This window comes from Lyngbya sp. CCY1209, assembly GCF_035615495.1.
Taxonomy (GTDB): Bacteria; Cyanobacteriota; Cyanobacteriia; order Cyanobacteriales; family Microcoleaceae; genus Limnospira.
Genome location: NZ_JAJENU010000292.1, coordinates 1 through 374 on the forward strand (window position 1 = coordinate 1; position 374 = coordinate 374).

General features: G+C 44.1%; 1 protein-coding gene. It reads left to right on the top strand.

Translation table 11 applies throughout. The features are described from left to right. Nucleotides 1-374: group II intron maturase-specific domain-containing protein (locus LKE08_RS08455; RefSeq protein WP_324703777.1), on the top strand; the 374-nt coding region annotated here is incomplete at both ends.

A 374-nucleotide genomic window follows, 5' to 3' on the forward strand; every position in this document is an offset into this window, starting at 1 on the left:
TTCAACATCAGGCAATATCCTGCCGGAAAACACGTTTCCGGAAAAAGCGGGGGAAGGAGCAGTAAATTATTAGGCTTTGTAACCCACGTCAAACCGAATAAAAAAGCAATCAAAGCCCACATCGAAAAGGTGAAAGAGGTGATTAGGAATCATAAAACAGCACCTCAAGCCGCCCTGATTAAACATCTTAATCCCATCATCACTGGATGGGCAAGGTATTACTCAGGGGTAGTCTCCAAGGAGATTTTCAACAAGCTAGACCATATACTCTGGCAACAACTGCGGGCATGGGTAGTATCACGATGCGGAATTGCCAATTACAAAACGCTCAGAAAATACTACCGAACAGGTATGACAAAATTGAGCAACGGGGA